This is a genomic window from Psychrobacter sp. H26 (assembly GCF_059073035.1).
On record NZ_JCACRW010000001.1, the window covers coordinates 3,102,718 to 3,127,384 of the forward strand.

Sequence of the window (24,667 nt, forward strand, 5' to 3'; positions counted from 1 at the left end):
ACTACGCTCTATAAAGACAGAGTGACGCTTAAAAAAGATTCTTTGCCCAGCGTACAACATGTTGCCAAGTCCGGCTGAAGAATCCCGACTGTTCGATATCACTGGTCGCGATAACAGGAACGGACGCCACCGCTTTACCATCAATAACCGCCATCATCTTACCGATTTCTTGACCTTTCTTGATAGGTGCTTCTAAACTCTCAGGAATATCAACTACCGTAGTGATTTTATTCTTTTGTGTTTTGCTGGTTAGGATCTGTAAATTATCGCCAGTAGCCAGCTCTATCTCATCCGCTTCCCCAAACCATACTGGGATTTTGCTGACAAACTGACCAGCAGGTGCTTTGGTGACTGTGGTGAAGTGACCAAAACCCCAGTTGAGTAGTTCACGCGATTGATCCGCACGCGCTTGTTGGCTCTTAGTGCCCATAATGACAGAAATTAGACGCATACCGTCGCGGTTACTAGAGGCCACTAAGCAATAGCCTGCAGCATCCGTATGACCTGTTTTTAGACCATCAACAGTTGGGTCAGTGATGAGTAGAGCGTTACGGTTACCTTGGGTGATGCCATTGTAGGTAAACTCTTTTTCGGCATAAATACTATAGTAATCGCCACTATTTTTGATAATAGCGCGGGCAAGTTTAGACAAATCTAAGGCTGATGCTAAATGACCCTCATCAGGCATACCGGTTGCATTGACGAAGTTGGTATTTTCCATACCAATCTTCTGCGCCTGCTCATTCATCAAAATAGCAAAAGATGTTTCGCTACCAGCAATATGCTCAGCCATTGCTTTTGAAGCATCATTACCTGATTGGATAATGATACCGCGTAGCATGTCGATAACGCTGGCTGTCTTATTAACTGGAACATACATACAAGACTGGCTGCTACTACCACGGCACCATGCATTTGGACTCATGAGCACTTGGTCGTCTTCTTTGAGGTCACCCGATGCTAGGCGCTGCTCAATGATGTAACTGGTCATCATCTTGGTTAGAGACGCTGGCGGTAACGCTTCATTAGCATTCTTTTGAGCCAAAATCTCACCAGTATTATAATCCATCAATACATAGGCGGTATTATCCATCTCAGGTGGCTGTATGGCTGCGTTTGCCATCACTGTACTCATTGAGATACTTACACCCACTACCAACTGTACCAGCTGATTTTTCACACGCTTTACTGTCATATATCGTTACACCGCATCATGGAACCAAATGTATCTACCGCTTATGCTCAGTACCAATTTTCATATATTATTTTAGGCAATATACCTTAGACATCATGTCTAAAATCATGTATCTACAAAAATAGGGACGACGGCACGATAGACATAAAATTAACGCCTTATCTTAGCAAAATGCCAACCGATGGGGAATCGATAAATGCAAAAAAGTAAGACAAGAATAAAAAGAAAAATGAATACTAATCAAGTGCTTGCTTTTGTTGAAGTATAACTGGTTTGCGCTTGTCATAAATGTGATAACCACAAAAAAGCCTGCCGTGCCATCTGTGATTTATAAATGGCGTTACGGCAAGCTTTGTATGACATAAACCACAAGATATAGTCTATATCATCATATTCTATAACGACTTTAATAGCTAATGGTTAACAGTGTTCTTTTATCTGCTAATACACTCTATTAATATTCAGCGTCTGCCAAATCTTCGCACAGAGCTTTGTTTTCTTGCTTTGAGAAGCCCATTGTCCAGCTGCGGATACCTTGCAATATCTGACGGTAGTCTTGCTGCGTTGACAGATATTGAATGGCTGCTTTTGGATCTTCTAGAGTTGGCATTAATTCGTGCAGTTGTACAGTGTATGACTTATAAAAACGTTGTTTTTGCTTACCGTTCAGCATTGATGGACAGATCTCTGATAGTACCTGCATCACAGCGATTTCATGCTTAGTGATATTAATGCCAGACAGATCTAACGGAATAGTAGTCGCAGGATTGTTTGCAGCATTAGACGCTTGAGACAGCATGGCAACAGACGTTATCAGTCCTGCAAGCCCGATTTTTGAGGCAGTCTTTGCTATCACAGAAGCTATAGATAATATCGATTGATTCTTCATTCAGTATTACACTCGCTTATCTTTATTTGATGGTGATATGTTAATGGGTAAAAAAACAAAAGTCACATAAAATATTGATTTATGTGTAGATATCTTGTGAGCCGATGGCACTTTATAGAAACATATCAGTAGCATATACCAACGAGGTCACCTCAGTATAAATGCATCAGTTTGTATTGTTGTATGGTGTTGCGTATTGTAACGCACTGTTTGTTCCTACTTTTTCTCAGTTTGGTTTGATAGCAATAGCACAGTTATCGACAAAAAACGCAATACATTTTCTAGTGAAAACCGGGGATTTCAGAGTACATTATTAAGATATAGTCACTCGAGCAATTAAAGTGAGCTATCTTACGATGGTTGACGTCATTTAGATGAGATACAAGTGGAAGAGGTATAAGGTAACTAAGTGCAGGTGCCTAGTATAGATATATATTGAATACTTCAAGTGCAGTTAACGCTAGCACTCTTTTATAGAGGGTTGACCATATAATGATATGGCAAGGCTTTTAAGATGGAAGCGTTAAATTTTATCTCATTTATAGTTGCAATTTTTGCATCAATAAAGATATGGTACGGTAACAAAACCACGGGCAGATAGAACGTCTGATACAAACATAACGAGCTGATATGAAATTTTTGATTAGTAATGATGATGGGGTGCATGCGCCAGGATTATTGGCTTTGTTTCAAGCACTATCGACTATTGGTGAGGTCGTAGTGGTTGCCCCAAACGACGAACAAAGTGGCTATGCTAGCGCACTGAGTGTCTCAAAACCATTACATACGCATCAATTACCATCAGGGTTTGTAGCAGTAAACGGAACCCCTGCTGACTGTATTCACTTGGCACTGCATGAGCTACACCGTGATATGGAATTTGATTGCGTCATTACGGGTATCAATTCAGGAGCAAACTTAGGTCAAGATGTGATGTTTTCTGGGACCTTTGGTGCGGCGTTGACAGCACAGCTCTTTGGAATACCTGCTATCGCGACGTCTTTGGTAGGTGGCGGCGTAAAAAATGGCGGGCAAGAATCAGCAGACGATTATAAGGTAGCAGCCAATGAAATCGTCAAACTGCTTACTGATACACCGATTTTAGATACTCTCAAAAGTTTGCCCTATCATGTATTAAACGTTAATATCCCTGATGTGGGTAGCGCAGATGACATTAGAGGTCGAAAGATAACTTCATTGGCACACAAACAGATTGCTCAGCCTGTACGTCATATGATTGATCCGCGTGGCCGGGATGCATACTGGCTGTCTTTACGAAAACGTAAAAACGACGAGTGTATGGAAGAATCGCCTCTAGATACTGCCGCTCCGTTATCAAGACCCAAAGATGGCGGGTTTGGAAGTGACGGCAAGTGCGGAGATATCGCTACGCCGGTGATGACAGATGATCAGGCTGTAGTGGCAGGGTATGTCAGTTTATCGCCAGTACGTCTGCACCATACGCCGACGGTGGCATTGGCTCAGTTTTCGACGCTGTTTAGGCACTAAAGCTATAAGTTAGGCAATAAAGCCATAAGCTCGATACGATGTAATCCAAACCATATAAATAGCCATCATGGTTACTTTACCATCTACTGTGTTAGTGATATAAGTCATTTGATGGATGGCTAAGTGTAGTGTGCAGTCAAAATATCAAAAGAGCTTTTAGTGATGTCAAAAGCTTTTGGATGATAAAACAATAGATCAGCAATACAAAGAACAGGAACCTTGTATGAAAAAAATTACGACCGGATCGCACCTTGCCAAAGCGGCGTTAATTGGCACAATGGCAGTTGCTACCTTGTCTGTGGTGGGCTGTGCAACTAAGCCGACTTATCAATCACCTAATCAAGCTGGCCCTAAGATCATAACCAACGCGCAAGGCGTCCCTAACTACCATCGCGTACAGCGCGGCGATACGGTCAGCCAAATTGCGGCGCGCTATCGTCTCAACTATCGTCAAATTGGGGCGCTGAATAACCTAGATAGTAAATATACGATTTATAGTGGGCAGTGGCTCAAGCTATGGCAGGGCAGTGCGGCAACGACGGCTAGCAATAATAGCTACAGCAGACCAGCACAGCCACAACCTACTTATACGCCTCCTGTGACGACGGCTCCAACGCCAGCGTACGGAGCAACTGCCAGTTCGACCTCTGGCTATGACTATCCTACTCGTAATCCAGTGACTCGCAACATTGATCCTGCGGCAGGCAACATGGGTATGTGGTTTGCTGGAAACATTGGTGATCCAGTACTTGCCAGCCAATCAGGAACAGTGCTTTACTCAGGTAACGGTCTACCAGAATATGGCAATTTGATTATGATTCGTCATAGTGATGACTATATCACTGCCTACGCGCATAATAGCCAATTGCTTGTAAAAGAAGGGGATACGGTACAGCGTGGTCAACGCATTGCCAATATGGGCAGCAGTGGTCAAACCAATCAAGTCGGCTTAGAGTTCCAAGTTCGTTTGAATGGTAATCCGATAGATCCGCGTACGGTACTTGATCGTTAGTACTAAGATATCATTATTAATACATTAACATTGAGGCATTGTTGCTGATGGCTAGGCGACTTTGAGTCATTCATTTATTCATATTTGAGATTTTTATGAAATTAAAAAAACAATACCTCACCCTGATGCCAGCATTAGTAATGGTCGGGTGTACAAGTCAACAAGCAATGCAAAAAAAGCCTGTCCGTCAAGGCGGTGTTGAGATCACTCAGACTCAAACTGTTCAGGTAAGGCCGACACCTGCACCAGTTGTCAAGCCGCAGCCCGCCCCAAAGCCTAGTTATAGTAGTTTTTCTGATTGGAAGTCAGACTTTTCTATGCGCGCGATATCAGCAGGCTATGATGCTCAGGTTATTCGCCGGATGTTGGATTCGGCGTATCTGAATCAGCAAGTCATCTCGCTAGACTCAGGACAGCCTGAGTTTTCTAAAATGCCGTGGGAGTATGTAGACTCTGCGGTATCAAGTGGACGTGTCAGCGTCGGCAAGCGTAAATTTGCAGAGCAGCGTGCGTTTTTGTCGCAGCTAGAGTCGCAGTATGGTGTTGATGCCGAGATTATTGCAGCGATATGGGGTATGGAGTCATCATATGGCGCGGTCACTGGCAACAGTGATTTGCCAAGCTCGCTTGCCAGTCTTGCCTATGATGGTCGTCGTCAAGCCTTTGCGGAGGCCCAGCTGCTATCGCTAGCAACGCTGCTACAGCGCGGTGATGTCTCATGGTCACAGCTCGATGGCTCTTGGGCAGGTGGTATGGGACAGACGCAGTTCATTCCTGAGACGTGGCTCAAACAAGGTGTGGATGGTGATAATAATGGTCACCGCAACCCATGGGCAACAGGCGATGCATTAGCCTCTACAGCCAACTATCTTAGTAACTCAGGTTGGGTTCGTGGTCTAGCGCCTTTTTATGAGGCAACCGTGCCAGCGTCATTTGACTACTCGGTCGCTGGTAGCAAACAACCTGCAGCTAGATGGGCGGCAATGGGTGTGGATACGATCGCTGATGTGTACCTAGATGCCAATACCGAGATGGAGCTGTGGTTGCCAGCTGGTAAAGATGGTCCAGTGCTACTCCTAAGTCCCAACTTTGATGTGATTAGAGTGTACAATAACTCATCGAGCTATGCATTAGGGGTGAGTCTGCTGGGCAAAACGATTGATGGACAGAGTGGATTGCAGAAATCATGGCCTCGTTATGAACGTCCATTATCTACCGCGCAAGTCATGAATCTACAACGTCGTTTGACCAGCATGGGTTATGATACCAAGGGCGCTGATGGCATCGTGGGTACCAATACGCGTATGGCATTTCAACGCTGGCAGGCAGACAATGGGCGAACCGCAGATGGATTTATCACTCAAAACAGTGCATCTTCATTGGCTGGATGGTGAGGGACACTGGCGGTATTGATACACTGGATAAAAGCAGCTTTTGCTAACTGTCTTTGATTGCTGTTGACTAGCCATTGGTTCTCTAATAGTTACCTATCAGCTCTCAAACACCCATTTTACTTTGCTCTACAAAAAGCACCTTGCCAAGGTGCTTTTTTTGCTCCAGTCTATGTTTGATCTTGCCATACCTCATTACTGCAATAGATGTGGTTACGAGTATTGAATGTTGAGGGTACTCTAATTAACGACATATGCTCGTTTTTTCAAAACTTATCAGGACAAGGTTAATACAAGAAAGTTGATACTTTGGGTGATAGACTCTAGATACTGCATCTTTAAAAACTTTATGTTTAATAACATCTTTATCTTTAATAACTGCTTTTAGTTAGAGCTATCGATAGTAATAATTGCAGCTATTGATAGTATGTATATGTATTTTATAAAAAATAATTAGAACGATCAAAAGAGCGTGCCTTTATGATTACCATGGAAGAATTACAAGCGGCAATAAAGCTGCGTATCAACGATTATAATAATACGGATTTTCCGCTACAAAAAAGAGCCATCAATACTTGCGATTTATTGGACAGTCGCAATCATATACTGGCGCAAGATATTACCTCACCTTTCGATGTACCCAGACAGAATCTTTCTGCTATGGATGGTTATGCCATTGCTAATGGTAGCGATCTATCAGACGGTAATACTATCGAAATCATTGGTGAATCTCAGGCGGGTAGTGCTTATACTGGTGTGACAGCAGCAGGGCAGGGTGTCCGTATTTTTACGGGAGCAGTTGTACCTGATAGCTGCAATACGGTTGTCATGCAAGAGAATACCAACTTTGCTGATATCAGAGATACCATCGATAAGTCGCAGCCCTATAACATCACGCTCACACAAACGACTAAAATCAACAATAACATCCGCGCGCAGGGCGAAGAGATTGAGTCTGGCGAAGCTGTTTTAAAGATAGGTAAGCGCCTCAACTCTGCTGATATCAGTTTGCTTGCCAATTTAGGCATCAGCCAAGTTAGCGTGTTTCAACCACTCGTCGTCGGTGTGCTCGCAACCGGCGATGAGCTAGTCACTATCGGTGATGGGCTGCAAAGCCTAGCACAAATATACAACTCAAATACCCCAACGCTCAAAAGTCTATTGTCGGATTTGCCAATTGTTATTCGTGACTATGGCATCATTCCTGATAATCTAGACAAGACCACAGCCGCTGTCCATGAAGCCATGCAACACTGTGATGTGCTGATATCGACAGCAGGTGTCTCAGTTGGTGACTATGACTTTTTGACAACGGTGATCGAGACACTTGGGCAGATTAACCATTACAAAGTGGCAATGAAGCCGGGTAAGCCTTTTGTATTTGGTGAGTTGAACAAGAATCTTGATAAGCCTGTATTGTATTTTGGACTACCCGGTAATCCACTCTCTACGGTTGTGGGTACGCTACAGTTCGTCATACCTGCACTATGGCAGATGTCGGGTGCTACTGTATTAGAGCAGCCTATGCCGCTAACCATCAAAGCGATGCTTACCAATGACATCAGAAAATCTCCTGGTCGTAAAGACTTTCAGCGCGGTATATTGTCTGAAGATGATGGAGGTAACTATCAAGTTGAATGCTTCTCTAATCAGCAATCGCACAGGATTAAGCAGCTAAGCCGTGCTAATTGTTTCGTTGTTTTGGACAAAGACAGCAGTAACGTGATAGCGGGTAGTGACGTTGTTGTACAACCATTTCCTTGGCTACATCGCTAGCTTGGCGTTTGCTAATTTTATATAAGCTGATTGAATACAGTGAAAAAAACAACATAGTAATGGCATGCTAAACACGAATAATAAAGTAACGCTTATGACAAGCAATACTGATGGCAGTGAAATATGAATGATGACCACATCCAAATAGACAGTCCGCAACTATACTCTCCTGTGTCAGCGCCGGCGTTTGCAGACAGCTATACAAAGTCAGCGCTAGTAGCACCGACGGATCAAATACACGCTCATCAACCTTTGACCGATGGGTTTTCGCGACGTCTGACCTATCTGCGCCTATCGATCACCGATTTTTGTAATTTTCGCTGTGAGTATTGTTTGCCTAATGGCTACCAAGGTAAGCGTCCTGACGATGAGCTGAGCATTTCTGAAATTGCGACATTGGTGCGCGGCTTTGCGCAAGTAGGTACCAAGAAAGTAAGAATCACTGGTGGTGAGCCCTCTATTCGTCGTGATGTTGTCGAAATCATCGAAACGATCAAGCAAACGGATGGCATCGAAACAGTAGCAATGACCAGTAATGGTTATAAATTAGGTAAGCACCTAGCCAGCTGGCAAGCTGCTGGACTCGACCAGCTCAATATCAGTATGGACAGCTTTGATGCCGCTACTTTTCACAAGATGACGGGCTTCGATACCTTGCCGCAGATATTGGCTGACATGGATACGTTGTTAGAAACGACCGATATCAAGCTCAAAATAAATAGCGTTTTGATGGCGGAGACTGCTTTTGAGAATTTAATTACGGCGATCGACTATGTCAAAGACAGACAGGTCACGTACCGTTTCATTGAATTCATGCAGACCAGCGACAATAGCGATTTGTTTTTTGCGCAGCATGCTCAATCTGATATTATCACGGACTATTTGCTAGCGCATGGCTGGCACCCGCACGAGCGCGGTAGTGCCGATGGCCCAGCAGTAGAGTACAGCCACCCTGAGTATGTCGGTCGTATTGGTATGATTGCCCCATATGCGGCACACTTCTGTGATACCTGTAACCGCTTGCGCGTAAGCAGCCAAGGTAAGGTGCATTTATGTCTGTTTGATCAAGGCAACTACGACATCCGTCCATACTTACAGCAAGACGATATCCAGGGACTGGTGAACACTTTACATAGCTTTATGCCGATCAAACCTGAGCATCATCATCTGCATGATTCTAACAGTGGCATCATGCACAATCTATCGATAATCGGCGGTTAAGATATTTTGAGTCTGCAATCATGACGCTGATAGAGATTGTTTTCCAACGCAATCGTTTTTCAACATCGCTTTTTTGATACAACTGATATTTAATACAATTATAAAATGACATCTATAAAGGATTGTTTATGAGTAAGCCTGCTGCACAATTTACACCGCTCAATATTGCTGTATTGACCGTTTCTGATAGCCGTACGTTGGCAGAAGATACGTCAGGTCAGTACTTGGTAAACAGTTTGACCGAAGCAGGGCATCATTTGGCAGATCGCCAATTAATCACCGACGATATTTACCAGATTCGCGCAGTCATCAGTGGTTGGATTGCTAGTGCAGACGTGCACGCGGTCATCACTACTGGCGGCACAGGCTTCTTTATTAGAGACAGTATGCCAGAGGCGGTGAGTGTATTATTCGACAAGTCTATTGATGGTTTTGGTGAAATGTTCCGTCTGATTTCAAAAGATGAGATTGGGATGTCTACGGTGCAGTCAAGAGCAGTAGCTGGTATGGCCAATGGTACGGGTATATTCTGTCTGCCAGGCTCATCTGGTGCCTGCCGTACTGGTTGGGAAAATATCTTAAAAGAGCAGTTTGACAGCCGTACGCGCCCATGTAATTTTGTGCCACATTTTTTGGCACAAAATCCTAGCCATGATTGAGTATTAAGCGATACATAATCAAGACTGATGGTAATAGCATGATGGATGTACATATGGACGTGAAGCACGCAAAGCATTCAGACAGCTTGGCAGGGGTCGTTATCTTGGCAGGCGGGGCATCCAGACGCATGGGCACGCCTAAAGCGACACTCACGTTGCCATCAGGTGAGCAGTTATTGGACTACCATGTCCGTCAAGCAAGTAAGCTACAAGTTCCTATTTTGATTGCAGATAACGGACGCGGTTTCGATATTCATTCGGATGTCATTTTGAGTGAATGCAGCGCGCCCGTTATGCGTATCGCTGACTACAATTCTAATAGTAACGCCAGTAAATGCGACGATACGATCAACACTGGCGGCGCTCTAGTCGCTATTGAATCAGCACTGCAAACACTGCTTAGATTGCAGAATTCACATGAATCAAAAAATAAGAATGAATCATGGTTGCTGGTTATTAGCTGTGACAGCTTAATACCTGCAATCGATCTATGGTTGACATTACAGCAATCGGTGCACCATGCCATTAATACACAAGCTGTCGATAAACAGGTCATTTGTTTAGAAGATAACAGTCATCTTTATCCACTACTGGGTTTATACCGTTTAGATATCGAGCCTGATCTAAAAGCCTATATTGATAGTGGTCAGCGTCGAGTGATGCCATTTATTCAGCCGAGGGTGGAGGCTGTGCCATTTATTGTAGAATGGCAGCATTTAACCAACTTTAATACGCCTAAAGATTTTAAGCAGGCATGTGCCGCTCTACCAAAAGAATAAAAATACTAATAAAGAGATTACTAAGAAAAGGCTATATCAATGAGTAACAGTGCACAAAAAAATCAGCAATCTGCTTTATCGCATTTAGATGGTAACGGCGACATTACTATGGTTGATGTCAGTGGTAAGACGGCAACAACACGAGAAGCCAATGCCACTGGACAGGTTCGTTTTCCTAGCGAGATTTATGCGCAGATTAAAGCGGCTGATGGTATGACCAAAAAAGGCAGCATCACCCAAACGGCACATATCGCTGGTATCATGGCGGCCAAACGTACTCATGATCTGATACCGCTTTGTCATCCACTACCGCTAGATAAAATAGGCTTGAGCTTTGAGTACAACGATGCACTTAGCAGTATTGTGGTAAGCGCTACTGTCAAAGTCACGCACAAAACAGGGGTGGAGATGGAAGCGCTAACCGCCGTGAGTGTTGCCTGTTTAACCATTTATGATATGACCAAAGCGCTATCGCATGACATCGTTATAGATGATATTCATCTAGTCAAAAAGACAGGCGGTAAGTCCGACTATAGTCATGCTTAATACAAAAAAAATGAGCTTATGTTCAGAGAGATATTGACTATTAAGCAAGGAAGCTTGCAAAGAGAGGAGAGGGTTATGAGTGCTATCGATACAAAAGCTGATATCGAATCGACGATGGATATCAATGTCATCTATTTTGCGAGTTTGGCGGATGAAGCCAATCGTCAGCAAGAGACAGTAAAAGTGCAGCAGAATACTTCATTGACCGGACTGTACGAACAGCTCAATCAAAAGTATCACTTTAGCCGTCCGCAGGCAGACCTACGCGTCGCTGTGAACGACTACTTTGCTAAGTGGACAGATCGCATAAACGATGGCGATAGTGTGGTATTCATCACTCCAGTCGCTGGTGGTTAGGTTTGTATTTATGAGCGTCGATAACGCCACTATTAGCACAAAAGAGACAAGATATGACAGATAACGTCCATGATCATTCAATGACTATTAAACGTAACGCTGATGAAGCTTATCTTATCGCTGAGCGCGATGGCTTTGCACTGCTAGACATTGCTATTGATGAAGATAAGCTCAAAAGTACGCTAGACAATGACAGCTGCGGTGCGTTTGTCTGCTTTGAAGGACGGGTGCGCAATCATAATAATGCTACAAGCGTAGATCGTCTTACCTATTATGGTTACGAAGATTTGGCCATTAACCAAGGCCGTGCCATTATAGAAGAGGCCAAAAAACGCTTTGAGATTACTCATGCCATAGCGATACACCGTATCGGAGCCTTAGAGATTGGTGATGTGGCTGTATGGGTAGGGGTGGTGTCGGCACATCGTTATCCTGCATTTGATGCGTGTCGCTGGATATTGGATACCATCAAAGCAGATATTCCCGTCTGGAAGCAAGAGTATTACGAAGACGACTCGTCCAAATGGTTAAGCAATAATGGTTAAAGTGGTCAAGTCAGTAGCTGCTGCCGGAGCATTTACCTGTCTTCTGCTCGCACTAAGCGCTTGTACACAAGATAGTGGGGCCAAGTCTGCGACTGATACGACTGAGCAAGACAAAACGCTGCGTATCGCTGCAGCTGCCAATCTATCTGATGTGCTACCCAGCATCGTTGATAGTTATCAGGCAGACAACACTCTCTCTGGACAAGACGCCTTAGATATTGACGTCACTTATGCCTCCTCTGGCAAGCTGTATGCTCAGATTAGGGCAGGGGCACCTTATGATATATTTTTGTCCGCAAATCAGGAGTTTCCAGCAAAGCTTGCTGATGAAAGCATCGCAAATAAAGCCAGTGAGTCAGTGCGTCCGTTTACCTATACCAGAGGGCAGTTAGCACTCTATAGTGTCACAGAACCTTTGAGTAGTATCACGCCAACCTCACTTAGTGAGGTATTTAGCCGTGCCAACTTTACCAGTAACGGCAAGATAGCCATTGCTAATCCTGATCTTGCCCCTTATGGCGCCGCGGCAAAAGCCTATCTACAATCACAGAAGATGTATGACACATTAAGTGCTCAAAAACGTTTGATACAGGCAGAGAATATCGGTCAAGCGTTTCAATATGCGCACACAGGCAATGTAGACTATGGTTTTGTGGCGCAGTCTCAGCTTGTCGCAATACAAGCCAAACCTGAGCAGTTTGTCATTTTACCACCCGCAGCCTATCCAGCTATTCTACAAGATGGCATTATCATCAATAATACAACTGCTGCCGCAGCGTTTATAAGCTACTTGCGCTCGGAGGTGGGGCAACAACACTTCTCACAAGCAGGCTATCTGTCTATCAATTAATTCGTTAGACTAGACATTCTACCTATAAAACGAGCAGTGACATTATATGATCGACCCGTCTCTTATGTCAGATATGCTCAGTCCATTTTGGGTGAGTATCAAGCTCGCTACTGTTACGACCTTATGTCTATTGCTATTTGCCACGCCTATCGCTTATTGGCTGGCAAAACCTAGCCGTAGACAAGCTATGGGACGTCTCAAAGTAGTCCTCATGGGTATCATTGCTATGCCACTAGTGCTGCCACCTACCGTCATTGGTTTTTATTTACTTCTCATCCTGAGTCCCAATGCTGGTATTGGTAAGTGGCTCATTGAGCACAATATCAGTCCATTGATTTTTACTTTTGAAGGATTGGTGGTGGGTTCGATTATTTACTCATTGCCTTTTTATATACAGCCAGTATATGCACAGTTTTTGCGTATTCCCCAAAGCGTGACGGAAGTCGCGCATCTGTTAGAGCCCAGTCGTCTGCGCCGATTTATCAAAATCTCCCTACCGCAAGCGCGCGTGGGTATCATTTTGGGCAGTTTAGTGAGCTTCGCTCATACCATTGGCGAATTTGGTGTCGTACTGATGATTGGGGGCAGTATCTCTGGTGAGACTAAGGTGGTGTCGATTGCGATATATGAACAAGTAGAAGCACTCAACTATGAGGCGGCGCACATGATGTCGGGTATCTTGATTATTGTGGGAGTAGTGATGGTAGCGTTGATTGCCAGTGTCAGCCGCATGAGTCAGCGTCCATAGTCATAAAAAGATATATGCCCGTTAAATGATTATAACTATCACTAATGCAAAATAGAGGCTTATTGAGAGATACCTATATCAGTAAAAGTATAGATGTTAGAGGAAATATGGAAAGCAAGAAACACAGACACAAAAAAACCCCAAACAATCTAATGTTTGAGGCGAAACTTGCTTAAACTCGAGAGTTTAAATTCGTTTTAAATATGGCGCAGCGGACGGGACTCGAACCCGCGACCCCCGGCGTGACAGGCCGGTATTCTAACCAACTGAACTACCGCTGCTTAGGTCGTTTTAGCTTTTTGCTCCTATTTAAGGAGCCCACTTGCTAAGAAGTGGTGGGTGATGACGGATTCGAACCGCCGACATTCTGCGTGTAAGGCAGACGCTCTACCAACTGAGCTAATCACCCTTCGAACAATTGCGATGCAATTTATTCAACATCAACTGAGCCCTAAGTTTGTCACTAAGCTCTGCTGCTGTGGGTGTGTATTATATAGATTTACACATGGGTGTCAAACGTTATTTTGACTATTTTATGAAATAATTCATAATAATTTTTTAATATTATTAAAAACAATGGCATAAGGCCGATATTGATTGGCATTTTTCATAACCCATTAATTATCGTTAGCTGTTGTTTGATAATGAAAAGCTACTATACTACGGTTACTTTGTTTTTAGGCATCATTGATGGAGGTCAGCATAAATACTTTTACTATTGGACAGACCTTCACCAATTGGTCGTTGGGCGACTTTGCAGGTCTGGGTCTGATATTGCACATTGTGCTTATGATCGTCATGACGTTACGCGTGGTGTCAGTACAGCGTAATATTGGGGTATCCATTGCTTGGATTGCCGTGCTTTATACGGTGCCCGTATTCGGTTTGATTGCGTACATATTATTGGGCGAGCCGATGATCGGACGACGCTATCGTGAGCGTGTCGATCAAGCAAGTATCGTGATGAATGATATGGCACGCCGCGCGCATTTGGTGTTCGATAAAGGTCAGGAGCTATTGCCAATCAAATATCGCGGCGTCAGTCAAATTGGAACACGCTGGACAGGGCTTGGAATATATCCTAATCATCAGATGCAGTTATTGACAGATCCTGCTTTGATTTTCCAGCGCTTGATAGAGGATATCCATGCAGCAAAGCGCCTTGTCTTTATGGAGTTTTATATTGTATATCCAAAAGGACAAGTATTAGAGGTAATAGAGGCGCTATCTGTAGCGGCGCAGCGTGGGGTGGAATGTCATATATTGGCCGATAGTGTGGGTAGTTTTAGCTTTATCAACAGCAGTGAGCATCGCCGCTTAGAAAAGGCGGGTGTTTTTGTTCATCAGTCATTGCCAGTAGGATTGTTTAAGACGTTGTTTAAGCGCTCTGATTTGCGTAATCATCGCAAAATGGTCGTCATTGATGAACATATTGGTTATATCGGCAGCTTTAATTTGGTTGATCCACGGTTTTTTAAACAAAATAAAAACGTTGGACAGTGGATTGATGTGGCGATACGAACCACCAGTCAACAGGCTATCAGTATTAATACAGCGATGGCCAAGGTTATCGTGACAGATATCGGCGCCGAAAATAACGACAATCTTGCCCAGCTACATCAGCGAGTCAATAACTATACCCGTAAGCTGTACGTGATGGACCCGACCATCAATGACTTGAATAGTCGAGTGAAGGTACTGGGCGATACTATTGATGAGCATGAGCAACCAGAGATTAGCGCTACTGCTATTGTGATACCAAAGATGCCTGTCGTGGATAAAGTATTGGCGCAGCTAATACCTTCAGCCCCGCAGCTGACGGCTCACGTGATATATAACACGTTGGTCACAGTCGTCCATCGCGCAAACAAACGCATTCGCATCACCACGCCATATTTTGTACCTGATGAATCCCTATCAGGTGCCTTAACGATAGCAGCTAAACGCGGGGTAGACGTGACGCTTATCGTCCCTGAAAAGGTTGATTCGTTCCTGGTACAGCATGCGTCACAAGCCTATTACCAAGAGCTACTCGATGCTGGCGTGACCATTGCATTGTTTAGAGGCGGTTTATTACATGCCAAGACCGTGGTTATCGATGACGATTATTGTCTATTTGGCACGGTCAATATTGATATGCGTAGCTTTTATTTGAATATGGAGGTCAGTCTGGCGATTTATACACCAGAGATGGTGGCCCAAGTGGCTGACTGCCAAGAGGTCTACTTGCAAAACTGTCGTATCTTGAATAGTGAAGAGTGGCAGAAGCGCCACGGCTCAAAGCGCTTGTTTGATAATGTCGTACGCTTGTTCAGTCCGTTATTGTAGCGCTTTGGTTTTTGGGTTAAGGTAAGCTATTCAGATTTTTAATCGTGTGATCACGCTAGCTGTCTCGTCTCTACGATCAGTTAATCTACTAAAAGGACTCGCCTGTCTATGTCTGTATCGTCTGCATCGCCCTTAACGCCGCTGGATTATATGGCAGCAGGCTACTGGCAGGATTTTTTGGCTGGACGCCCTGTCGCAGGTGGTATCGCATACGAGGCAGAGCTACATGCTTGTGTGCTGGATGAGTCACTTGAGAGTTTGCAACGTATCGATACGTTATTGTCTCAGGTACGCCGTGATATGGTTAAGAGCGGCATATGGGATGAGTCGACGTTATTAGTCGATGAGTACTACCGTAATTTTTTGGTGTTTTTGGCATTTTATGCAGGGCGGGTATTGGCGCAGCAGTGGCAAAGCAGGCCCCATTGGTATGGTCAATTTGAGCTACGTAAGCACTATTCTGAGTTGCCACTCATCACTGATGACTTTTATCAGCATATGGCGGTTGGCTATAATGATAATAATGTGGCTACTGATGCTAGGCCTTTATTTTTTGTATTGGAGCCGATAGGACTGCGTTTGTTTGGTCATATTGATCGTCCGTTTGATGCAGTACAAGGTGGGCAGATTGCTAGTGGGTTGTACCAAGCAGTTAAGACAAGACTGCCAGACCTCTCTGATCCATTGAGCTATCATACGAGTGAAGTAGCAACGCCCGATGCGACCCAAAGCGTACAATCACCGATAACGCCAAATGCACATGCTGAAACAAGTGCAGCAGCCAATCTCCATGAGCAGTTAAAAAAGGCACCTGTCAGTTATCCGGTGACTCAACCTGATAGAGTAATAGCCGACACAGAGACAGCTTCTGCTATCGCTACGACCTCTGAGACATCGATGGGCGCCATACCGTTACCAGTAGAGAACCATGTGCGCCCTGAGCTGAGTGAAGTGACTGAAGTGACTGAAGTGACACCGCCAGTCACCAAACCTATAGCACCAGCAAAAACTTCGCCAACCCCAGAGATGTTTACACAATTGCTCGTAGAGTTGGATGAGATTGAGGTACCACAAACAGTAGGTGTGGCTGAATACCAAAAAGCGTGCAAAGTGCTCGATCAGTTTGAGCAGCATATTGCCAAGCAGGACAAACCTCGCAGCCAAATTGTCTTTTCAGATGATCATATCGAAGCAAAGAATAAAGCGCTGCAAACCCTGAAAGTAGCGGCCGAGACTAGTAATACGGCTGCTATGTTGCGTTTGGCAATGTATCAGTTGTTGGGCGAAGGACTGACGACAGATAATGAAAGCGATAAAAAAGCGGCTGTGGATTGGGTGAAGCAAGCCGCTAGCAAAAACGATAGCCGTGCACAGCGCTTACTCAGCAAACTGTATTACCAAGGAGTAGGTGTCCCTCAAGATATGACTAATGGTAAATACTGGTTGGAGCAAGCTGCAGACAACGGGCATATGGAAGCTGCCAATCTAGTACGCCAATGGGAGCAAGCGCAAGCATTGATCACAACCCAAAAACAAGAGCAGCACAGTACTAAACGTTATCAGTTATTATTTGGCGCCGTGATCCTAATCGCATTATTGATTTTGATTATTGTCTAGTAGCTGTTTTTAGTGCTCTTTTTTTAGTAACTGTTTTTCAGTAACCGTTTAAAAGCTTATTGTTACGCGCTGATTTCAGGTAAAATTGGCGCGTTTTCACATTTACCCTCCTATTGTTTGATCCATTACTAATTTAGGCTGCTCAATGCCATCATCACATTCCTCATCTGACAACGCTTCGAACCCGGCGGACACTATGCTAGTAGACAGTCAGCCATTGACTGAAAAGGTGGTGTACCAGACGCCGTTTTATTATCAATTTCTGATCAGTTTGCTAAAGCCACTGTACCGCTTGCAAGTGTGGCGTCGCTCTCATAAACGCGACAACTACCAGCAAGAAGTGGCTCAACGTTTTGGTAAGCAATACCCATCGCCCCCAATAGCTATGGATGAAGATCATAAAGGCGTTATTTGGTGCCATGCGGTCTCGCTTGGAGAAACCAATACCGTTGCGCCTTTGTTAGATATGCTAATGGCGAATGGTTATCAGATATGGCTGACCAATACCACACAGACAGGGTTTGCTCGCGGTGCCAGTCGTTTTGTAGACGAGATTGCCCAAGGTCGCATGAGTCACAGCTATGTACCCGTCGATAGCCCCGCTGTGATTGAGACGTTTTTGGCTCATGTACAGCCTATCGCTGCGCTATTTGTAGAGACCGAACTGTGGGCCAATATCTTGACCAAGCTGGCTCAACATCAGATATCTAGCGTCTTAGTCAATGGTCGTCTATCGTCTTCTTCTTTTAAAAGCTATCAAAAAATTGCGGCGGTCAGCACCAGCATGATGAAAAACCTTGCTCTCATCATTGCACAAGACAGCGATTCTGCGAAACGTTTCAGGCAATTGGGGGCTGATAGCGCCCAAATTCGCGTGGCAGGGTCACTAAAGTGGGTAATCAATACACCCAAAGCTAATAGTAATACTATCAATATTGATGATCAGGACGCCGATACAGCAGAGGTGTATGCACATATAGCACATCAAAAAAATCAGCTGGCAAAAGAGTTTGCCACAGTAGGTCGACCAGTGTGGGTCGCAGCGAGTACGCATGAGGGCGAAGAGGCGGCGGCACTATCCTTGCATCAACAGCTATTGTCACAATCAGCACTGGCTGAGAGCTTGTTGATTATCGTTCCTAGACATCCTGAACGCTTTGATGCGGTCGCAGAGCTGATTCAAAAGACTGGGCTCACTATGGCTCGTCGCAGTAACGATGAGCCGATTGGTGCAGACACGCAAGTTTATTTGGCAGACAGTATGGGTGAGATGATGACGTGGTACACGCTGGCAACTGTCGCACTAGTGGGAGGGTCATTGGTAGATATAGGCGGTCACAATCCAGTTGAACCGGCTAGCGTGGCAACGCCTGTCATCATGGGGCGCTATACCCAGTCGTGCCAAAGTGTGGTCGATAAGCTGGCAGAGGTAGGCGCTTTATATCAACCAAACAACGAGTGTTATCATTCGGTTGTAATGAATGAGTCATCCGAAACGGCACAACGCACTACAAATCAACAGACATTAAATAGCAATAACAAACCCTCTCACAACCACACTACTGGTAATACTGGCAGTACTGATGACACTGCACTTATTTATCAACAGTTAGAGCGCTGGCTAAGCGACTTGTCGTTAGCAGCAGCGGTAGGGCAGGTTGGTGAGAAAACAACCGCGCAGCAGCAAGCAGTATTGCTCCGTCAATTTGCGATGATCGAAGATGTCATCGAGCAATACGCTATTCGAGAACAGGCTGTATAAGAGCTGGCTATTCATAAAACTAACGATCAAAGAACTAGCCATTAGAGCACCAGTTATTAAGAAGCTAAACCAAGAGATGCTATGAACTGTATACTGTTACCTGCCAAGAACTTCTCGACAGACAAAGCAAAAATTGATGCTCTGGCACAAGTCAATCATGTCAATAAAGTATTGGGTGCAAAAGTCGGTGACACGCTCAAAATCGGACAGCTCGGTGGTCATTTGGGTACAGCTACCATTGAGAATATAGCACCTGACCGTATTCAACTGTGCCATGTTCAGCTCGACGCTATACCGCCTGCCAAACCAGATGTGACGGTTGTTTTAGCCTTGCCACGTCCTAAAGTGCTACGGCGTCTGATTATTGATATGACGGCGCTTGGCGTACGTAATATTGTTCTGATTAATAGCTACCGCACACAAAAAAGCTATTGGCAAAGTCCGATGCTTGAGCGCCTCGATGAGTTTGTATTAGAAGGACTACAGCAAGGGGTTGATACGATTGCGCCTAGGATTATGTTACAAAAGCGCTTTAAGCCGTTCGTCGAAGATACCTTGCCATGTTTGATGACGAATCAAGCTATCGTTGCGCACCCTTACGGAGAGCAGTCCTTTTCTGAATGGCTACAGAGCAGCTCATCTCTAGGACTACCAAGTTTAGTATTTATCGGTGCTGAGGGCGGCTGGATCGACTATGAGATTGCGTTACTCACAGCGCAGGGCTGTACACCTGTGCATATAGGACCCCGCATATTGCGTACAGAGGCCGCAGTCAATGCTATCTTAGGACAGTGGTTGCTCTAATCTAATATCACATCTCTAGAATTTCTGAAAACGAGTCTCCGACGAAAATTCTTGGTATCTGTAATTGGTATCTATAAATAGCACTTAAGGTAAATAATGGGTGTATTTCTGAGTTCAATAAATGTATTGATAACTACTATCATTTCCATTAGTATGTTGTTCTCACATATTATGGTCTTGTGATTCCTGATATTTAAGGGTTTTATAGCCATTTTTTCTTACCATTTGTTGTACCTTTTTTATAGCACTATTATGGGGAAAACCATGTCATTGAATACCATCAGCGCTAACCTTATGTCTACGAAGCTTGTTCTACCTGCGGCCGTATTTGGCATGATGTTGGGATTAGCAGGCTGTAGCAATTCATCTACTACAGAAGAGAGCGCAGAAGTAGAAGCGCCAGCAGCTGGTACTGAACAACAAGTAGCTAACGATGATGGTGCTACTAGCGCAGATGGCCAAACGATTACTATTTATTCTTCACGTAACGAACAGCTCATCAAACCACTACTAGATCGTTATACCGAGCAGACAGGGGTGAAGGTTGAATTGGTCACAGACCAAACAGGCCCACTCATGGCGCGTCTAAAAGCGGAAGGTCAAAATACCCCAGCTGACATGCTATTGACCGTAGATGCGGGTAACCTATGGCAGGCGGCAGAGCAAGGGTTGCTACAACCAGTAGCGTCGTCTGTGCTAGAAGCAAATGTCCCTGCAAAGTATCGTGATCCAAAAGGTCAGTGGACAGGTTTGTCGCTACGTGCGCGTACGATCTTTTATGATCCAAGCAAAGTTACCGCTGACCAATTGTCTACTTATGCCGATTTGGCCGATCCTAAATGGAAAGGCAAATTATGCTTACGTACCTCTAAAAAAGTCTATAATCAATCGCTTGTTGCTAGTATGATGGAGCATTTGGGCGAAGAGAAGACCGAAGCCGTCATCCGTGGTTGGGTCGATAATCTAGCGACTGATGTATTCAGTGATGATACCAGCATGTTAGAAGCGATTGCTGCTGGTCAGTGTGAAGTCGGTATTGCCAATAGTTACTACTATGGTCGCCTATTGGACGAACAACCAAACTTCCCTGTTAAGATATTCTGGGCAAATCAAGACACCACGGGCACGCACGTCAACATCTCAGGAGCAGGTGTGGTTGCAGGCTCGGACAATCCAGATGGTACGCTTAAGCTTATAGAGTGGTTGTCATCTGATGAGGCACAAGGTCTGTACGCCAGCTCAGACAAAGAATTCCCAGTCAAAGAAGGGGTTGATGAGTCAGAGATGCTCAGATCGTGGGGTGAGTTCAAGAAAGACGATATCAACGTACAGAAATTCGGTGAGCTACAAACCCAAGCTATCCAAATGATGGACAAAGCGGGCTATAAATAAGAGACTGCCAATAATCGATATACCAAGCTTAAAAACATATGTCTTGACGGATAGTTTTATAGACAACTCATGAAGAGTAAGTTATCAAAATAATGATAATTTTGAGTTTGGTATCAGTTTATAAGGTCTCGATGAGTACGACATGGTAATGAGAATATGATCACAACGCCAGATACGTCCCTTACTCAGAACGACACCGTCCATGACAGTGCCGATGATGAGCAGGCTATCAGCCAAGACCACGCCCTTCGTAAACGTATTATATCGAAATCAGTCTTAGGGCTGATTTCGTTGTTTATGCTGGTGCCAATTTTGATCGTGCTGTTATCGTGGACTCAGCCTGTCGCAGATATTTGGGCGCATATGGCAGACTATGTACTGCCACAAGTGCTCAAAAACACTGCAATTTTATTGCTTATGGTGACGGTAATCTCGGGCACTATTGGTACGGCTCTTGCTTGGGTGACCAGTATGTACCGCTTCCCTGGTCAGCGATTTTTTTCGTGGGCATTGATGTTGCCGCTAGCAATACCTGCCTACGTATTGGCATTTGTTACTATCGGTATTGTTGATTTTAGTGGTCCGCTCCAGACAGGGTTACGCGATTTTGGTATCAGCACCGCGATTCCGTCAGTACGTAATGTATGGGGTGCCGGTTTAGTTTTATCGCTGGCGTTCTATCCTTACGTATATTTGTTAGCCCGTCAGGCGTTTTTGTCTCAAGGCAGACGAGCGATTGAAGCAGGGCAGATGCTGGGCTTGAGCCGGAGCCGAGTGTTTTTTCGGTTGGCACTGCCGCAGGCACTACCGTGGATCATTGGTGGACTGTTACTAGCAAGTATGGAAACCTTGGCAGATTTTGGTGCGGTGTCAGTATTCAATGTCGATACCTTTACCACAGCAATTTATAAGGCGTGGTTTGGCTTTTTTAGTTTGACGACGGCGGCGCAGCTGGCCGCGTTGCTCATCGGTGTGATCTTTATCGTGGTATTGTTTGAGCAGTATTGGCAAGCCAAGCGTGGTAGCTCACTGACGCAAGGCAGTAATCAACGCTTTGATGCTAGCAAGCCTGCCAAAATAGGTATGACGCTGCTATGCACAGTTGTATTTTTAGTGGCGTTTTTGGTGCCAGTTTTACAGCTGATTTATTGGACAGCATTGAACTTTCGCCAAGATTTTGATGCGCGCTATATTGATTTTGTGACCAATAGCCTCATGATTGCTAGTATGACCACGCTTTTTATTGCCTTTTTGGCAGTTATTATTGCGTGGATCAAACGGCAGTATTCTGATAAGTCGACCAAGCTTATGACCACGTTGGCCAATTTAGGTTATGTGGTACCTGGTACGGTATTGGCAGTAGGTATATTTATTCCTATTGCGTGGCTTGATAATCAAATGATTGCCTTTGGTATTACTTCGCAGCAAGTGTTGTCTGGTAGTGTCATCGTGATGCTACTGGCATTATCGACACGTTTTATGACGGTGAGCTTTCAGCCGGTAGATAGGCAGCTGCAACGACTAACTGTCAATCAAGAGGCAGCGGCAAAGCTACTAAGCGATAGCGCTTATCAGCGCTGGCGTCATGTGATGTTACCTGTGCTTAGCCCCGGCGTACTCACGGCACTACTGATGGGGTTTGTGGAAGTGATGAAAGAGATGCCAATTACATTAATGACACGGCGTCAGGGCTGGGACACGCTCGCAGTGCGAGTGTTTGAGATGACGAGCGAAGGTATGTGGGGACGGGCAGCACTACCCAGTCTATTGATTGTGCTGGTTGGTTTACTGCCTGTCTGGATACTATTGCGTCAAAGTGACAAACAAAGCTAATAGCAACAAAGCCAACTGCTGCTGCTTAAAAACCTGCTATATTCGATAGCGCTTAGCGTAACTGATATTATTATTTTACTGTTTACCTAAAACTGTACTTACCAATAGCGAACTGGGATTGTCTATGTATACTGACTCAATCAACGACTCATCAGATCCTAAGTCAGTAAAGGCTGGGGTAGACATCATCCCTGCCAAAAAATCACCAATCACCCAAGCTCGGACATTGCCGGGGCAGTCCAACGAGCCTTTAGAAAAAACCAATAGCGTACGCCAAGGCACTGAGCAGTCTCTCGCTGGCAACCCTTATTTTAGTGTGCAAAACCTAATCGTCGGCTATGACGATACTATCGTCGTCAATGGTATGTCGTTGATGCTCGAGCAAGGAGAGATTGGCTGCTTTTTGGGTTATAGTGGTTGCGGAAAGACGACAGCATTACGAGCCATTGCAGGACTAGAGCAAAGCCGCGGCGGTACCATTCACTTAAACAACCAGCGCTTGACTGAAAAAACTACTCGGCACTCATTTGCCGTGGCACCAGCCAAACGCGGTATGGGGATGGTGTTTCAAGATTATGCGCTTTTCGGTCATCTAAGCGTGGCCAAAAACATCGCCTTTGGTCTCAATAAATGGTCAGCTGCTGATAAAAAAGCTCGAGTGGCAGAAATGCTGAGCTTAGTTGAGTTGACTGAACATGCGGACAAACGTCCAAATGAGCTGTCTGGTGGGCAGCAGCAGCGTGTGGCTCTTGCAAGGGCGCTTGCACCAAAACCTAAATTACTGCTACTTGATGAGCCGTTCTCTAACCTAGATGTGGTATTACGTGAATCGCTGGCAATGAATGTCCGCGATATTCTCAAAAGCACCAATACCACAGCGATATTGGTCACTCATGATCAGAACGAAGCCTTTGCCTTAGCAGACAAAGTCGGGGTCATGGATAAGGGTAGACTGGTACAATGGGCGACTCCAAGCGAGTTGTATCATGAGCCTGTTAGTCCTTTTGTCGCGGAGTTCGTTGGTGAAGGTGCGATGATAGACGGTATCATCAAAGAAGGGCATGTAAAAACAGCACTGGGCAATATTTATCGCCGTATGGAAGTCTATGATGACTCGGGGCAGCCGCAGTACTGCGAGTATGACTATCCAAACGGCACGCCGATCAAAGTGCTGGTACGTCCTGATGACATTATTCATGATGATGACAGTACGCAGACAGCCTTGGTGGTGGGACGCGTCTTTCGCGGTGCTAATTATTTGTACCGATTGCAACTAGATGATGGGCAGACTGTGTTGTCATTGGTTGCCAGCCACCACAATCACGCGATTGGCTCACACATTGGGATTTTGCCGTTGTTAGAGCACGTGGTAGTATTTGATGAAAAAGATATCAACGCGACCACGTGGTCAGAGTACGATAGATCATCGAGAGTCGATGAAGAGGTTTAGTCAT

21 protein-coding genes and 2 tRNA genes are annotated in these 24,667 nt (G+C 44.8%); 19 read left to right on the forward strand and 4 right to left on the reverse strand.

Annotated features, from left to right (window positions below; all coding sequences use genetic code 11):
- Positions 1 to 28: 28 nt before the first annotated feature.
- Both AC5JPT_RS12970 and AC5JPT_RS12975 read right to left on the reverse strand, forming a co-directional pair.
- Positions 29 to 1,195: a D-alanyl-D-alanine carboxypeptidase family protein gene (locus AC5JPT_RS12970; RefSeq protein WP_493858344.1), complete on the reverse strand. Its 1,167-nt coding sequence runs from the start codon at positions 1,193 to 1,195 to the stop codon at positions 29 to 31.
- Positions 1,196 to 1,649: 454 nt separating this feature from the next.
- On the reverse strand, positions 1,650 to 2,084 hold the full coding sequence (locus AC5JPT_RS12975) for an MCR_0457 family protein (protein WP_443524695.1): 435 nt from the start codon (positions 2,082 to 2,084) through the stop codon (positions 1,650 to 1,652).
- A 630-nt stretch (positions 2,085 to 2,714) separates the two neighbouring features.
- On the opposite strand from AC5JPT_RS12975, the gene surE reads away from it, so the two are divergent.
- The 12 genes from surE (at position 2,715) to modB (ending at position 13,477) form a co-directional block, all read left to right on the forward strand.
- Complete coding sequence (surE, locus tag AC5JPT_RS12980; RefSeq protein ID WP_493858345.1) at positions 2,715 to 3,593, forward strand: 5'/3'-nucleotidase SurE; 879 nt, start codon at positions 2,715 to 2,717, stop codon at positions 3,591 to 3,593.
- Between the two features lie 223 nt (positions 3,594 to 3,816).
- A complete protein-coding gene (locus AC5JPT_RS12985) occupies positions 3,817 to 4,605 on the forward strand; it encodes a peptidoglycan DD-metalloendopeptidase family protein (RefSeq protein ID WP_493858346.1) in 789 nt (262 codons plus the stop codon).
- 95 nt (positions 4,606 to 4,700) lie between these two features.
- Entirely contained in the window at positions 4,701 to 5,999 is a 1,299-nt protein-coding gene (locus tag AC5JPT_RS12990) for a lytic murein transglycosylase (protein ID WP_493858347.1), read from the forward strand.
- Positions 6,000 to 6,476: 477 nt separating this feature from the next.
- Positions 6,477 to 7,772, forward strand: coding sequence for a molybdopterin molybdotransferase MoeA (locus AC5JPT_RS12995; RefSeq protein ID WP_493858348.1), 1,296 nt, complete (start codon positions 6,477 to 6,479; stop codon positions 7,770 to 7,772).
- A 123-nt stretch (positions 7,773 to 7,895) separates the two neighbouring features.
- Positions 7,896 to 8,993, forward strand: coding sequence for a GTP 3',8-cyclase MoaA (gene moaA, locus AC5JPT_RS13000; RefSeq protein ID WP_493858349.1), 1,098 nt, complete (start codon positions 7,896 to 7,898; stop codon positions 8,991 to 8,993).
- A 128-nt stretch (positions 8,994 to 9,121) separates the two neighbouring features.
- Complete coding sequence (moaB, locus tag AC5JPT_RS13005; RefSeq protein WP_493858350.1) at positions 9,122 to 9,652, forward strand: molybdenum cofactor biosynthesis protein B; 531 nt, start codon at positions 9,122 to 9,124, stop codon at positions 9,650 to 9,652.
- Between the two features lie 53 nt (positions 9,653 to 9,705).
- A complete protein-coding gene (gene mobA, locus AC5JPT_RS13010; RefSeq protein ID WP_493858351.1) occupies positions 9,706 to 10,431 on the forward strand; it encodes a molybdenum cofactor guanylyltransferase in 726 nt (241 codons plus the stop codon).
- Positions 10,432 to 10,470: 39 nt separating this feature from the next.
- Positions 10,471 to 10,977: a cyclic pyranopterin monophosphate synthase MoaC gene (gene moaC / locus AC5JPT_RS13015; protein ID WP_493858352.1), complete on the forward strand. Its 507-nt coding sequence runs from the start codon at positions 10,471 to 10,473 to the stop codon at positions 10,975 to 10,977.
- A 75-nt stretch (positions 10,978 to 11,052) separates the two neighbouring features.
- A complete protein-coding gene (locus tag AC5JPT_RS13020) occupies positions 11,053 to 11,334 on the forward strand; it encodes a MoaD/ThiS family protein (RefSeq protein WP_493858353.1) in 282 nt (93 codons plus the stop codon).
- Between the two features lie 53 nt (positions 11,335 to 11,387).
- Positions 11,388 to 11,879, forward strand: a complete 492-nt coding sequence (locus AC5JPT_RS13025) for a molybdenum cofactor biosynthesis protein MoaE (protein WP_493858354.1) — start codon at positions 11,388 to 11,390, stop codon at positions 11,877 to 11,879.
- Positions 11,872 to 12,729: a molybdate ABC transporter substrate-binding protein gene (gene modA / locus AC5JPT_RS13030; RefSeq protein WP_493858355.1), complete on the forward strand. Its 858-nt coding sequence runs from the start codon at positions 11,872 to 11,874 to the stop codon at positions 12,727 to 12,729. The genes AC5JPT_RS13025 and modA overlap by 8 nt, the downstream gene beginning before the upstream one ends.
- Before the next feature lie 46 nt (positions 12,730 to 12,775).
- Positions 12,776 to 13,477, forward strand: coding sequence for a molybdate ABC transporter permease subunit (modB, locus tag AC5JPT_RS13035; protein WP_493858356.1), 702 nt, complete (start codon positions 12,776 to 12,778; stop codon positions 13,475 to 13,477).
- 204 nt (positions 13,478 to 13,681) lie between these two features.
- Here modB and AC5JPT_RS13040 read toward each other — a convergent pair.
- Both AC5JPT_RS13040 and AC5JPT_RS13045 read right to left on the reverse strand, forming a co-directional pair.
- Positions 13,682 to 13,758, reverse strand: a tRNA-Asp gene (locus AC5JPT_RS13040).
- Between the two features lie 52 nt (positions 13,759 to 13,810).
- Positions 13,811 to 13,886, reverse strand: a tRNA-Val gene (locus AC5JPT_RS13045).
- Between the two features lie 281 nt (positions 13,887 to 14,167).
- On the opposite strand from AC5JPT_RS13045, the gene AC5JPT_RS13050 reads away from it, so the two are divergent.
- The 7 genes from AC5JPT_RS13050 (at position 14,168) to AC5JPT_RS13080 (ending at position 24,663) form a co-directional block, all read left to right on the forward strand.
- Positions 14,168 to 15,805 carry a cardiolipin synthase gene (locus AC5JPT_RS13050; RefSeq protein ID WP_493858357.1) on the forward strand — a complete coding sequence of 546 codons (1,638 nt, stop codon included), beginning with the start codon at positions 14,168 to 14,170 and terminating at the stop codon, positions 15,803 to 15,805.
- A gap of 108 nt (positions 15,806 to 15,913) precedes the next feature.
- On the forward strand, positions 15,914 to 17,422 hold the full coding sequence (locus tag AC5JPT_RS13055; RefSeq protein ID WP_493858358.1) for a tetratricopeptide repeat protein: 1,509 nt from the start codon (positions 15,914 to 15,916) through the stop codon (positions 17,420 to 17,422).
- Positions 17,423 to 17,567: 145 nt separating this feature from the next.
- Positions 17,568 to 19,184: a 3-deoxy-D-manno-octulosonic acid transferase gene (locus AC5JPT_RS13060; protein ID WP_493858359.1), complete on the forward strand. Its 1,617-nt coding sequence runs from the start codon at positions 17,568 to 17,570 to the stop codon at positions 19,182 to 19,184.
- A gap of 81 nt (positions 19,185 to 19,265) precedes the next feature.
- Complete coding sequence (locus tag AC5JPT_RS13065) at positions 19,266 to 19,988, forward strand: 16S rRNA (uracil(1498)-N(3))-methyltransferase (protein ID WP_493858360.1); 723 nt, start codon at positions 19,266 to 19,268, stop codon at positions 19,986 to 19,988.
- Positions 19,989 to 20,252: 264 nt separating this feature from the next.
- Positions 20,253 to 21,380: an extracellular solute-binding protein gene (locus AC5JPT_RS13070; protein WP_443524665.1), complete on the forward strand. Its 1,128-nt coding sequence runs from the start codon at positions 20,253 to 20,255 to the stop codon at positions 21,378 to 21,380.
- A gap of 156 nt (positions 21,381 to 21,536) precedes the next feature.
- Positions 21,537 to 23,213, forward strand: coding sequence for an ABC transporter permease (locus AC5JPT_RS13075; RefSeq protein ID WP_493858361.1), 1,677 nt, complete (start codon positions 21,537 to 21,539; stop codon positions 23,211 to 23,213).
- Positions 23,214 to 23,337: 124 nt separating this feature from the next.
- Positions 23,338 to 24,663, forward strand: a complete 1,326-nt coding sequence (locus AC5JPT_RS13080; RefSeq protein ID WP_493858362.1) for an ABC transporter ATP-binding protein — start codon at positions 23,338 to 23,340, stop codon at positions 24,661 to 24,663.
- The last annotated feature ends 4 nt before the right edge of the window (positions 24,664 to 24,667 follow it).